Source organism: Sphaerisporangium album, from assembly GCF_003323745.1.
Classification (GTDB): Bacteria; Actinomycetota; Actinomycetes; order Streptosporangiales; family Streptosporangiaceae; genus Sphaerisporangium; species Sphaerisporangium album.
The window spans coordinates 246,819-259,692 of the sequence record NZ_QOIL01000006.1 but is presented as its reverse complement, the minus strand read 5'-3'; the positions used below and the strand labels follow the sequence as shown (position 1 = coordinate 259,692).

The following is a 12,874-nucleotide window of genomic DNA, read 5'->3' as shown; positions in this document are numbered from 1 at the left end:
AGCGCGAGGAAATTCATCGACCATGGGCGTGATCATGCAGTCACAGGGAGTGGTCAACGGGCTCCTCCGGCGTGAAGGAAGGGTGCCCGCCTGCCCCCGCGAGACGGGCACCCGTGGCGGCTACTTGACCGAGCCCGCGAGCAGGCCCTGGACGAAGTAGCGCTGGAAGGAGAAGAAGAGGACCAGCGGGATGATGAGCGACAGGAAGGCTCCCGGCGCGAGGATGTCCACGTTGGTGCCGAACTGGCGCATCTGGGACTGCAACGCCTTGGTCATCGGCTGGGAGCCGGTGTCGGCGAACACCAGCGCGATGAGCAGGTCGTTCCACACCCACAGGAACTGGAAGATGCCGAGCGAGGCGACCGCGGGCTTGGCCAGGGGGAACACGACGGTGGCGAAGATCTTCCACTCCGCCGCGCCGTCCATGCGCGCGGCCTCCAGCAGCTCCTTGGGGATGCCGACGAAGAAGTTGCGCAACAGGAAGATGGCGAACGGCAGCCCGAAGGCCGTGTGGAACAGCACCACCCCCGGGATCGTGCCGAAGATCCCGAGCGTCCCGTACATCTTGGCGATGGGGATCAGCGCGATCTGGACGGGCACCACCAGCAGCGCGATGACCACCAGGAACAGCGCGTCGCGGCCGGGGAACTCCATCCAGGCGAAGGCGTACCCCGCCATGGCCGCGAAGCCGATGACCAGGATCGTCGCGGGCACCGTGATCGCCACGGTGTTCCAGAACGACGAGGTGAACCCGGTCGCCAGCAGGTTGCTGTAGTTCTCGAAGGTGAGCTGCGCCGGCTTGGTGAAGAACGTCCACCATCCGCTGGAGTTGTTGTCGGCGTCGCGGCGCAGGGAGACGACCAGCAGTCCGAGCGTGGGGATCAGCCAGAACAGGGCCAGCACGATCAGGACGACCTGGACCAGCCCGCCCCCGGCCCGGTCGGCCACCCGTGAGAGGACTCCCCGGCGGAGCGTGCCCGCGCCGGGGCTCGCGCTGGGCGCGGTGATCGTCGTCATGCCTGCTCCCTCCGGAACCGCCGGATGTTGATGGCCATGAACGGCAGCACGAGCACGAGCAGGAAGATCGCGAGCGCGCTGCCCAGCCCCTGGTTGCCGCCGCCGCCGAACGAGACGCGCCACATCTCCAGCGCGATCACGTTGGCCTGCGGCTGCACGGATCCGGGAGCGATGATGAAGACCAGGTCGAAGACCTTGAGCGTGTTGATGATCATCGTGACGAGGACGACCAGCAGCACCGGCGACAGCAGCGGGATGGTGATGCGGCGGAACACCTGCCATTCGGTCGCGCCGTCGATGCGCGCCGCCTCCAGGGCGTCGCGCGGGATCGCCGACAGCCCGGCCGCGATCAGCACCATCGCGAACCCGGCCCACACCCAGATGAACGCGCCGATGATGGCCGGAGTGATCAGGGTGGGCCCGAGCCAGGTGGCGCCGGAGAACGGCTGGGCGAAGTTCTCCTGCGGCAGCCGCACCTGGTACGACCCGGCGGGCAGACCGGTGAAGTGGAAGGTGCCGTCGGCGGCGGTCGTCGTGGTGGCCTTGACCGCGCCTCCGGCGACCGCCTCGACGGTGACGTCCGGCATGCCCTTCTCGGTGCCGTCGATCTTGTTGACCGTGCCGCCGCCCGGGGTGAAGTCGAGCCACACCGTGCCCGACAGCTCTCCGGGGGCCGCGGACGCCTCCTTGGCCGCGGCGGCGCCCGAGGGCAGCGCCTCGGTCTTCAGGCCGACCAGCGGGATCAGCACCTGGCCCCCCGCCTGGACGGGCTGCCGGGTGACGACCGTGCCCTTGTCCGCGACGGCGGGCGCCTGGTCGTTCTCGCGGGGCCGCGCGCCCGGGTACCCGCTGCTGGACGCGAACACGTCGTGCACCGAGGTGATGATGGCGTTGGCCACGCCGCGGTCCGGGTCCTGCTCGTAGACGAGCCGGAAGATGACGCCCGAGGCGAGCAGCGACACCGCCATGGGCATGAAGACGACCAGCTTGAAGGCGGTCGCCCAGCGGACGCGCTCGGTGAGCACCGCGAACAGCAGGCCGAGCACGGTGACCAGGCTCGGCGCCACCACGACCCAGATCAGGTTGTTCCTGATCGTCGTGAGCGTGGCGGAGTCGGTGAAGATGGCGGCGTAGTTGTCGACGCCGACGAACGTGCCGCCGCCGGCGTCGTACAGGCTGCGGACGAGCGAGAAGATGATCGGGTAGACCATCCACGCGCCGAGCAGGACGAACGCCGGGAGCAGGAAGAACACGGCCACCTTGGGGGAGGGGCCGAGGTTGCCCGACCCGGAGTACCCGGCCTTGGGAGCGGCGGGGCCGGTGGCGAGGGCCGGAGGTCCGGCGCTCGTCGCGGCGGCCGTCGTGCTGTCGGTCGTGCCGTCCTGGCCGGTGGCGACGTCCTCCAGTGCCGGATGCGTCGCCGTGGGGGGCTGGGGGGTCTCGTCTGGTCCGGGGGAGGCCCCGCGGGCGACGTCGCCGTCGCCGCGCGGGGTCTGCGGGCCGTCCAACCGTTCGGTCACGGCCGCCGTCCCTACTTCTTCCAGGCCTTCGCGGCGTCGGCCTCGAGCTTCTCCTGGATGCCCTTGACGTCCTTGGGGTCGCGCAGGAAGTCCTGGAGGTGCTTCCACTCGCCCTTGCCGTCGGTGCCGCCGAAGGCGCTGGGCGCCAGGTCCGACATGTCGTACCGGACCGCCTCACCCGCGGAGATGATCGTCTGCGCGAGCTGCTTGGTCAGCGCGTCCGGGTAGTTGTCGGGCGAGACGTTGCGGTTGGGGGAGAGGTAGCCGGGGCTCTTGGCCCAGACCGAGCCGCCCTCGGCGGAGGCCAGGTACTCCAGCAGGGCCATCGCGCCCTTGGAGTCCTTCATCGCCACCGCGACGTCGCCGCCGAGCACGACCGGCGGCGTGTCACCGGCCGGGGGGAACGGCATGATCTTGGCGTCCTCGCCGACCTTGGCGCCGGACTGGACGGCCGAGACGGCGACGAAGTCGGCCTCGATCACCATGGCGGCCTTCTTGTCGCCGTACACCTGGGTGACGCACGTCGGGAAGTCGGTCTGCAGGGCGCCCGAGGGCCCGCCGACCATGAACTCCTTCTTGCCGAAGATCTGGGCGATCTTCTCCAGCGCCGTGGTCACCGACGGGTCGGTCCACGGGATCTCGTGCTTGGAGAGCTTGTCGTAGTTCTCCGGGCCCGCGCTGGACAGGTAGACGTTCTCGAACAGGTCCGTCAGCGTCCAGCCCGAGGCGGCGCAGAGGGCGAACGGGGCGGTCCCGGAGTCGGCGAGCGACTGGGCCGTCTTGCCGATCAGGTCGTCCCACGTGGTCGCGGGCTGGGCGCCGGCGTCGTCGAACGCGGGCTGGCGGTACCAGATCAGCGACTTGTGGGCCGCCTTCACCAGCACGCCGTACACCTGGCCGCCGGCCGAGCCGAGCTCCTTCCAGTACGGGGTGTAGTTCTGGTCGATCTGCGCCTGGACCTCGGTCGACAGCGGCTTGAGCGCGTTCTGGTCCGCGTACTGCTGGACGAGGCCCGGCTGCGGCAGGATCGCGACGTCCGGCGGGTTGCCGCCCTGGATGCGCGGGCCGAGGTACGCGCCGGTGTCCTCGCCGGTCGAGGCGTAGGTGACCTTGGCGCCGGTCTTCTCCTGGAAGGCGTCGAGCACCTTCTGGAAGTTCTTCTGCTCGTCGCCGGTCCACTTGGCCGCGACCTCGAGGGTCGTGCCCTCGAGCGGTTTCGCCGCCGGCGCGCTGCTGCCGCCGGCGGAGGCCGACGGTGACGAACCGGTGTCGTTCGACTGGCCGCCACACGCGGCGGCCGCGAGCATGAGCCCGGCCACCACCGCAGTCGTCTTGACACGCATGGTGCTACCTCCTGGTGAAGCCCCCGAAATGTGCGAATGAAATATCAAGAAGGGGATGAAAGGGATGCGGGATGAAAGGCGCGGGGGGTTCGCCCCCGCCTATGGGGTGCGAATGATCTCGCCGAGTTCCTGCTTCAGGGCGGCGACGGTCTCGTCGCCCGGTTTCCTGAGGTCGAGCGCGTCGGAGACGGCACTCGATATCGCCAGGCTGACCTGGTCGTAGTTGGAGCTGGCCGGTCTCGGCCGCGCTGACATGATGCTCTCTTTGAGCACGGGCAGATATGGATAACGCTTGATCAGGGCGGGGTCGTCGTACAACTCCGACCACACCGGGGGGAAGGAGCCGTCGGTGAGCACGCTGCGCTCGTTCTCCAGCCCCGTGAAGTACCGGATGAACTCCAGCGCCGACTTCTGGTGCTTGGAGTACGCGCTGATGGCGAGGTTGTTGCCGCCGAGCGAGCTGGACCCGGGCCCGTTCAGGCCGGGCAGCCGCGTGACCGCGAACTTCCCCGCCAGCGTCGACCGCGTGGCCGGGCCGTAGGCGTGCGGCCAGTTGCGGGCGAACAGGAGCTTGCCCTCCTGGAACGCCAGGCGGGACTCCTCTTCCTTGTAGGTCAGGGCCTCCTGAGGGATCCACCCCTCGCGCAGGCCGTCCACCAGGAAGTTCAGCCCGGTCGTGGCCGTGCCGAGGTCCATGGTCACCCGGGCGCCGTCCGGGCTGAGGATCTGCCCGCCCGCCGACTGCACGGCCTCGGCGAAGTTGACGGTCAGGCCCTCGTAGGGCAGGAACTGGCCGGCGTACCCGTCGAGCTTGTACTTCCTGCCGAGCCGCGTGGCCTGGTCGCGAAGCTCGGCCCAGGTCTTGGGCGGCTTGAGGTGCTCGCGGTCCAGGATGTCCTTGCGGTAGTAGAGCAGCCCCGCGTTGCTCGTGTAGGGCACCGCGTAGAGCTTGCCGTTGTACATGGCCGTGTCGACGACCGGGGGTAGGAACCGGTCCAGCTTGAACAGCCCGCCGTCGAGCGGGACGATCCAGCCGGCGTCGGCGAACTCGGCGGTCAAGACGACGTCGAGGCCGAGCACGTCGTAGCGGTCGCTCCTGGCCTGGAGGTTGGCGACCATCTGCGCGCGCTGCTCGTCGGCGGCCTCCGGGAGCTCCAGCAGCGTGACCGGTTCCTTGGGGTGGGCGCGGTTCCACTTGTCGATCAGGGGCTGCAGGTAGGCGGTGGTGTCCCGCCCGGTGGCGAAGGTCATGGGGCCCGTGCCGTCCGCGCTTCCGGCCTGGCCTCCCTCGCGCTCCCCGAGCCCCGCGCAGCCGCCGAGCAGCAGAGCCGCCAGCAGCAGGGGAGCGAGGGGCCGCACGTGTCCTCCGGGTTTTGCTTGGGTTACATGCGTGTTATGTAGATGCATGCATGTTATGCATAGCGGTAAGGTGACCGTCAACGGAAAACCCCGTAACACTCAGGTAACGTGAGGCCCGAGGGAGGTGGGGCGTGCGGCTCCCGCTGCTGGCGCTCCTGGCGAAGGAACCTGCCCACGGGTACGAACTGAAACAGGCACTTGAGCAGATATTCGGCAGTGCCTACCCCTCTCCCAACATCGGGCAGATCTACGTCACGCTCGGCCGCCTGGAGAAGGACGGCCTGGTGCGCGGCGTCGACGTCGAGCAGTCCAACCGCCCGAACAAGAAGGTCTACTACTGCACGGCCGCCGGACGCGAGGCCCTGGACGAATGGGCCGAGTCGCCGTCCGAGGGCCCGCGGGTCAGGGACGAGTTCTTCATGAAGCTCGTGCTGGCCCCCATGACCGGCATCGCCGACCGCATGGCACTGATCAACAGGCAGCGCCGTCATTACCTCGCTATCATGCGCGATCTGGTAGAAGTCGCCGAGCAGACCGACCAGGACAACCGCGCGGCGCACCTGCTGATCGAAGGTGCCATGCTCCATCTTCAGGCGGACCTCGACTGGCTGGAACGCTGCCAGGAAGAGCTGGCCTGATGCGGTAGAAAAAGTACGAGAAGTGGTGATCGAGCCCCGTGAGCCCCGCCAACGAGCCCGGCCCGACGACCGCGGCTGTCCAGGCCGTCAACCTGGTGAAGGTCTACCAGACCGGAGGGCTGCCGGTGCACGCCGTGCGCGGCGTCGACCTGCGGGTGGACCGCGGCGAGTTCGTCGCCATCATGGGGCCGTCCGGGTCCGGAAAGTCCACGCTCGTCCACATGCTCGGCGGGCTCGACGGCCGCACCAGCGGTGAGATCTGGGTGGACGGCAAGCGCGCCGACACCCTCAACGAGAGCGGCTGGGCCATCCTGCGCCGCCAGAAGATCGGCTTCGTCTTCCAGTTCTTCAACCTCGTCGCCAACATGACGGTCGCGGACAACGTCGAACTGCCCGCCCTGCTCGGCGGCTCGACGCCCCGGCACGCCCGCGAGCGCCGCGAGTACCTCCTGGGCGAGCTCGGCCTCGCCGACAAGGCCGACGCCTCGCCGGCCCAGCTCTCCGGCGGCGAGCAGCAGCGGGTCGCGCTGGCCCGCGCGCTCGCCAACCAGCCGCAGGTCCTGCTCGCCGACGAGCCCACGGGCAACCTCGACAGCCGCAACACCCGGGACGTGCTCCGCCTGCTCGGCGAGGTCCACCGCCAGGGCCAGACGATCGTCATGGTCACCCACGACGCCCGCGTCGCGGGCCTCGCCGACCGCCTGGTCACCCTCCTGGACGGCATGATCGTCGACGACGGCGCCATAGCCCCGCCCCGCCGCCGCACCAAACCCGGCGCGGGCGACGTCGTGGAGCTCCGGGGATGAGCACGGCGGGGATGAACACGGCGGGGATGCACGCGGCCCGGCACCGGCTGAAGCCGCGCGAACGGAGTGAGCGCCATTAACACGGCGGAGCGGCGGTGGATCCGGGCCGACCTTCTGGCACGCCGAGGGCAGGCCGTGCTGACCGTGCTGGCGGTGGCGGGCATCCTGGGCGCGCTGATCACCGCCGCCACCCTCCTGGAGGACGGCACCAATCCCTGGCGCGGCCTGTTCACCCGGGGAAACGGCGCCCACGTCTGGATCCACACCAAGGACGCCCCCGACCCGGCGACGCTGAAGGCCCTGGACGGCGTGACCGACGTCGCGGGCCCGTACCGCAGCGCCCCCGCCACGCTGGTGCAGTCCGGCAAGAAGACCCCGGTGGCGCTCCAGGAGATGCCCGCGGTGCTCCCCGCGGTCGGGCGTCCGATCGTCCGCGAGGGCGCCTGGCTCGACCCGGACGTCCCGGCGGGCGTCGTCGTGGAGCGCTCGTTCGCCAAGGCCACGGGCCTGCGCCCCGGCGCCTCGTTCTCCGTCATCGGCCTGAACGGCGCCGACCACGCCCTGACCGTCGTGGGCCTCGCCGAGAGCGGCGACCAGGGCTTCTACCCCGACTGGACCCCCGGCCTGGCGTGGACGCTGTCGGCCACGCTCCGGCAGGTGGAGCCCGCACTCGGCCGCAGCGAGGCGGTCACCGGACTGCGGCTGGCCGACCCGGACGCCACCTCGCTCATCGTCCAGCGCACGATCACCACGCTCGCGGGGCAGGTGCAGCGGGCCACCACCTGGCGGGAGGTCCAGGCGTCGATGGAGCTGGACAACCGGCTGCTCGGCGTGATGCTCGCCCTGTTCGGCGTGGCCGGGCTGGTGGCGGCGGCGCTGGCCATCGCCAACGCCGTGGGCGGCCGCGTCCTGGCTCAGCAGCGCGACCTCGCGACGCTGAAGTCGCTCGGCTTCACCCGCCGCCAGGTCGTGCGCATGCTCGTCATCGAGCACGGCTCGCTGGGCCTGCTGGGCATCGCGCTCGGCGTGCTGTGCGGCCGGCTGATCACGGCGTACACGCTCGCCGAGACGGTGGTCGTCCCGCTGTCCTCGGCCCCGCTGGTCGCCATTACCTGCGGCGCGGTGCTGATGGTGCTGGTGGCCGTCTGGCTGCCCGCCTGGCGCGGTGGCCGCACCCCGCCGATCCCCGCCGCTCCGTCCGCGCCCCCGCGCGGCCACCTGTCGCGCATGGCGCGCGTCGCGCTGCTCGTACGGCTGCCGCCCGCGCTGGTGCTCGGCGCCCGTGACGCCTTCACGCGCAGGCTGCCGGCCCTGCTGACGACGTTCGGCGTGGCGATCCCCATGATGATGATCACCATCGGCCTGGGCTGCTGGGCCACGCTGGACGCGTTCCGGAGCCATCCCGAGCAGGTCGGCCAGGCGGCCGCGCTGACCGTCCGTCCCGGCAACCTCACCTCCGACGCGGCCAACCGGCTCGTGCTCGGCAACCCCGACGTGGTCGCGTCCTACCCGGGCACCGAGGTCGACACCGTCGTCCCCGGGCAGACGCGCACCGTGCGCACCCGGGCGCTCGGCACCGTCGCCGACCCCTACCCGTTCTCGGTCGTCGAGGGCCGCATGTTCCGCGAGCGCGGGGAGGCCGTCGCGGGGCAGGGCCTGCTCGACCTGCTGAACGTGCGCATCGGCGACCGCACGCGCCTGACCATCGGCGGCACGCCGCTCATCGTCCGCATCGTCGGGCGCGTGCTGGAGCCCGAGCAGGACGGGGAGGTGCTGTCCGTCGCGCTCGACAGCCTCGCCCCCAAGGACGCGCTGCCGCCGCAGTACTACGGCGTGGTGCTCCGGCAGGGGGCCGACCCGGCGATCGTCCGCGCCCGCCTGCAGTCCCAGGGGCTGGAGGTCACGCAGGCCGTCAACCTCGCCGACAGGCTGTCGGTGATCCGCGTGATCATCGTGCTGCTGGTGGTCGTGCTGGCGTTGCTCGGGCTGGCCACCATGCTCACGGCCAGCGCGCTCGGGCTGCGCGACCACGCCCTCGACCTCGCCGTGCTCAAGGCCATGGGGCTCACCCCGCGCCAGGTCATGGCCACCCTGGTCACCGGCACCGGGCTGCTCGTGGTGCTCGGCGTCGGCGCGGGGGCGCTCGCCGGGGCGGCCGTCTCGTCCGGGCTGATCGACCTCCAGGGCGCCGCCAGCGGCATCGGGGCGGGCATCGGGCGCTCGCCCGGGGCGGCGACGCTGCTCGTCGCGGTCCTCACGGCGGTCGGGGCGGCGCTGCTGGTGGCGCTCATCCCCGCGCGCAGGGCCGCCCGCGCCCGCATCCCGGTGACCCCCCGCTGAGGGGTCACCGGGCTCACGGGGACGTCGCCAGGCGCTGTCGTCAGCGCTCGGTCAGTGCTCGGTGAGCGAGAACCAGTAGAAGCCGTGCCCCGGCAGGGTCAGCAGGTACGGCAGCTCGCCGATCACCGGGAAGGCCACCTCGCCCCGGCACTCCACCGGCGTCAGGCCGGCGAACCGCCGCAGGTCCAGCTCCACCGGCTGCGGGTGCCGGGAAAGGTTGTTGACGCACAGCATGCGGTCGTCCCCCTCCTCCCGGACGAACGCCAGCACGGCGTAGTTCGGCGACCACAGCTCGGTGTACGCGCCGGTGCCGAACACCGGGTGGCTGCGCCGCACCTCCAGCATCGTGCGGGTGAAGTGCAGCAGCGACGAGCTGTTCTTCTGCTGCGCCTCGACGTTGACGGCCTGGTAGCCGTAGATCGGGTCCATGACGGCCGGCAGGTAGAGGCGGCCGGGGTCGCCGTTCGAGAAGCCCGCGTTGCGGTCCGGGCTCCACTGCATCGGCGTGCGGACCGAGTCGCGGTCCTCCAGCCAGATGTTGTCGCCCATGCCGATCTCGTCGCCGTAGTACATGACCGGCGAGCCCGGCATGGACAGCAGCAGCGCCGTGAACAGCTCGATCTGGTCGCGGTCGTTCTCCAGCAGCGGGGCCAGCCTGCGCCGGATGCCCAGGTACGCCCGCATGCGCGGGTCCTTGGCGTACTCGGCGTGCATGTAGTCCCGCTCTTCCTCGGTGACCGTCTCCAGCGTCAGCTCGTCATGGTTGCGGAGGAAGATGCCCCACTGCGCCCTTTCCGGGATCTTGGGGGTGAGCGACATGATCTCGGAGATCGGCTCGCGCGACTGCCGGCGCACGGCCATGAAGATGCGCGGCATCAGCGGGAAGTGGAACGCCATGTGGCACTCGTCGCCGCCGGTCGTCGGGTCGCCGAAGTACTCGACCACGTCCTCGGGCCAGCCGTTCGCCTCGGCGAGCAGCACCCGGTCGGGGTACAGGCGGTCGACCTCGGCCCTGACCCGCTTCAGGTAGGCGTGGGTCTCGGGCAGGCCGGAGCAGCTCGTGCCCTCGCGCTCGAACAGGTACGGCACCGCGTCCAGGCGGAAGCCGTCGATGCCGAGGTCGAGCCAGAACCTCAGCACCTCCAGCATGGCGTCCTGCACGGCCGGGTTCTCGTAGTTGAGGTCCGGCTGGTGGTGGAAGAACCTGTGCCAGTAGTACTGACCCCGCACCGGGTCGTAGGTCCAGTTCGACTCCTCGGCGCCGACGAAGATGATCGGCGCGTCGGGGTACCCGGACGGGTCGTCGGACCACACGTAGAAGTCGCCGTACGGGCCCGTCGGGTCGTGGCGGGACGCCTGGAACCACGGGTGCCGGTCGCTGGTGTGGTTCATCACCAGGTCGGTGATGATGCGCAGGCCCCGCTTGTGCGCCTGCTCGATCAGTTCCACGAAGTCGCCCAGGTCGCCGAACTCCTGGAGGATCTTCATATAGTCGGCGATGTCGTACCCGCCATCGCGCAGCGGCGACTCGTACAGGGGCAGCAGCCACAGGCAGTCGACGCCGAGCCACTGCAGGTAGTCGAGCTTCTCGATCAGACCGCGCAGGTCACCGGTTCCATCGCCGTTGGAGTCACGGAAACCCCGGACCAGCACCTCGTAGAAGACGGCTCGCTTGTACCACTGGGGGTCGGACGAGATGAAGTCCTCGGAAACCGATTCCGGGCATGGTGAAGCGCTCATTGGTTCGCTCGCATTGGGAGAGTAGGGCATGCAAACGGGGGGGAACGCGCCTATGGAGCCGTCATCCCTGCGGCTACCGCCCGACGCCGTCACCGAGGGGGTATCGCGGTGCGCGGCATCGTGTTTCAGCGCTGTTTCGCGGAAGACTAGCAGGCCATAAGGGCCGTCCGGAGACGATCAGCGTTCGTCTCCCGGAGGGCAACCGCGTAATCGGTCACAGTCCGGGGTTTGCTCACGTAAAGGCGCGCACACGCACCGTGCCGATCCCTGGTGGGGGGAACGTTTCACGACGCGGTCTCCCACGGGGGCGTGAGGTCCCCGAGAAGGTCCTCGTAGTCGGTCAGCCAGGAACCGAAAAGCACCAGGCTGCGCAGCCAGAATCGCGAGTTCCACGACCCGAACGCCGTCAGCCCGTCCGGCCCCCGGGAGATCGCCTCCAGCATCGGGGCCGACATCAGGCTCGGCACGGCGCCGGCGACCTTGAGCAGCATCCGGTGGTTCCACTCCCGGGCCGCAGGCCCCGCCGAGCGCAGCGGCACCCGGCGGTGCGGCAGCGCTCCGTTCGTGGACGGCAGTGACGCCACGCGCGGGTTGGCCGCCCACAGGATCTCCCGGTAGAACCGGCCCCCCTCCTTGCGCTCCACCGGCACCGACAGCGCCGCGTCGAAGAACTCCGGGTGCAGGAACGGGAAGACCGGCGTCACCTCGGGGCCGACCAGGTTCACGGGGGAGCGGGCGATGCCCCGGGCCGTCCGGGTGTGCAGCACGCTCAGCGGCAGCTCGGACCTGTGGCCGCGCAGCATCGAGGTGGCCTGCGCGAACGCCGTCCCCACCCGATCCTCGACGAAGGCGAGGGCCCGGTCGGACAGCATCGGCATGTGCGGCTCGCCGGTGGACAGCGCGGCCAGCAGCGCCGTCTGGCGGCCGGCGGAGGTCCCCGCGCCCACGGCGTCCGCGGTGATCAGGAAGTTCTTCATCAGCGGCCCGCCCGCCAGGCCGTCCACGACAGGACGGCCCGCGGCGTGCACCTCGCGGGCGAACGGCGAGTACCAGGCGTGGTGGCTGGTCAGGTACTCCAGCCTGCGCGCCGCCCACCGCGCCTCGTCGGGGTACGCCGCGGCGTCCTGCGCGACGATCCGGTGCGGGATCTCCAGCACGCGGGTGACCATGCGGGCGAAGTCCAGGTCGTTGTCCAGGCCGTCGTCCGGGCTGGTCGTCCACGACTCGACGTCGATCCCGCGGGACTTCACGACGGACGCCAGCAGCCGCGAGTCGTACCCGCCGCTGACCGGCACCAGCAGCGGCCGGTCGTCGTACGGCTTCAGCGCCTCGTGCAGCAGCGCCACGATGTCCCCGGCCGTGACCCCGCGGTCGAACGGCTCCTCGCGGACCCAGCGCGGCGCCCGCTTCTCCACGGTGATCTTCTCGTTCGTCCTCGACCAGACCAGTGCCGCCGAGCCCGGCAGCCGCCTGACCTGCTTGTACGGTGTGGCCTCCAGCAAGGGATAGGTCAGCTTGAGGATCGCCGCCCACGCGTCCCAGTCCACCTCGTACGGCCTGCGCGCCAGCGCCAGGAGCGGCTCGATGTTCCCCGCGAAGTAGACCGCGTCCCCCTCGGCCAGGTAGTACACATCGACCAGCCCGAACGCCCCGGTGTGCAGGGTGACGGCCCCCGGCTCGTCGATCAGCCCCGGCGCCTCGAACGTCTCGGCCACCGCGAGCCACGGCATGGCCCGATCCGGCCCCCGCTCCGCCCAGGTGAACCGGACATCCGCCCCCGCCGTGCCTGTGGCGGAAGGCGGCGCGCCCGCGGCCCCGTCAGGCGTGGCGATCACAGACCGCACGTACGGGACGAGCGGCGCGGAGCCGAACAGAGCCGCCCCCGAGGACCGGTGAACCTCACGAACCGCCGGACCCGCCTTCGCCAGCACCTCCAGCCTCGCCGGGTCGTAGGCCCCGATCGCGCCGCACACATACGGCCGCGCCCCGTACTCAGGCCACTTCCCCTTGCGCACCGGCTCTCTCCCCTCAGCACCCAGCGAGTACCTGCCGAGTGTACGGAGTCACGCAGGCCCGTAACGGCAGGAACCACGCGACGTTGCACATGCTGG

Annotated in this window: 9 protein-coding genes; 3 read left to right on the top strand and 6 right to left on the bottom strand. The window is 70.6% G+C overall.

All coding sequences use genetic code 11. The features are described 5' to 3' along the window. Nucleotides 1-120 precede the first annotated feature (120 nt). The 4 genes from DQ384_RS13245 to DQ384_RS13230 form a co-directional block, all read right to left on the bottom strand. Nucleotides 121-1,017 carry a carbohydrate ABC transporter permease gene (locus DQ384_RS13245; protein ID WP_114029052.1) on the bottom strand — a complete coding sequence of 299 codons (897 nt, stop codon included), beginning with the start codon at nucleotides 1,015-1,017 and terminating at the stop codon, nucleotides 121-123. Next, nucleotides 1,014-2,537, bottom strand: a complete 1,524-nt coding sequence (locus DQ384_RS13240) for a carbohydrate ABC transporter permease (protein ID WP_245966444.1) — start codon at nucleotides 2,535-2,537, stop codon at nucleotides 1,014-1,016. The genes DQ384_RS13245 and DQ384_RS13240 overlap by 4 nt, the downstream gene beginning before the upstream one ends. An 11-nt stretch (nucleotides 2,538-2,548) precedes the next feature. Further along, entirely contained in the window at nucleotides 2,549-3,880 is a 1,332-nt protein-coding gene (locus DQ384_RS13235) for an ABC transporter substrate-binding protein (protein ID WP_114029051.1), read from the bottom strand. Nucleotides 3,881-3,979: 99 nt separating this feature from the next. Next, on the bottom strand, nucleotides 3,980-5,239 hold the full coding sequence (locus DQ384_RS13230; protein ID WP_245966443.1) for an ABC transporter substrate-binding protein: 1,260 nt from the start codon (nucleotides 5,237-5,239) through the stop codon (nucleotides 3,980-3,982). A gap of 131 nt (nucleotides 5,240-5,370) precedes the next feature. Between DQ384_RS13230 and DQ384_RS13225 the strand changes: the two genes are divergently transcribed. The 3 genes from DQ384_RS13225 (at nucleotide 5,371) to DQ384_RS13215 (ending at nucleotide 9,023) form a co-directional block, all read left to right on the top strand. Continuing rightward, nucleotides 5,371-5,877, top strand: coding sequence for a PadR family transcriptional regulator (locus tag DQ384_RS13225; protein ID WP_114029049.1), 507 nt, complete (start codon nucleotides 5,371-5,373; stop codon nucleotides 5,875-5,877). Between the two features lie 38 nt (nucleotides 5,878-5,915). After that, a complete protein-coding gene (locus DQ384_RS13220; protein ID WP_114029048.1) occupies nucleotides 5,916-6,683 on the top strand; it encodes an ABC transporter ATP-binding protein in 768 nt (255 codons plus the stop codon). A 66-nt stretch (nucleotides 6,684-6,749) separates the two neighbouring features. Next, a complete protein-coding gene (locus tag DQ384_RS13215; protein WP_245966442.1) occupies nucleotides 6,750-9,023 on the top strand; it encodes an ABC transporter permease in 2,274 nt (757 codons plus the stop codon). 51 nt (nucleotides 9,024-9,074) lie between these two features. On the opposite strand, the gene treS is transcribed toward DQ384_RS13215, so the two are convergent. Together treS and DQ384_RS13205 are read right to left on the bottom strand one after the other, a co-directional pair. Further along, nucleotides 9,075-10,763: a maltose alpha-D-glucosyltransferase gene (gene treS / locus DQ384_RS13210; RefSeq protein WP_114029047.1), complete on the bottom strand. Its 1,689-nt coding sequence runs from the start codon at nucleotides 10,761-10,763 to the stop codon at nucleotides 9,075-9,077. 284 nt (nucleotides 10,764-11,047) lie between these two features. Then, the gene (locus DQ384_RS13205; protein WP_114029046.1) at nucleotides 11,048-12,778 is read right to left on the bottom strand and encodes an asparagine synthetase B family protein; all 1,731 of its coding nucleotides are present in this window, start codon (nucleotides 12,776-12,778) and stop codon (nucleotides 11,048-11,050) included. Between the last annotated feature and the right edge of the window lie 96 nt (nucleotides 12,779-12,874).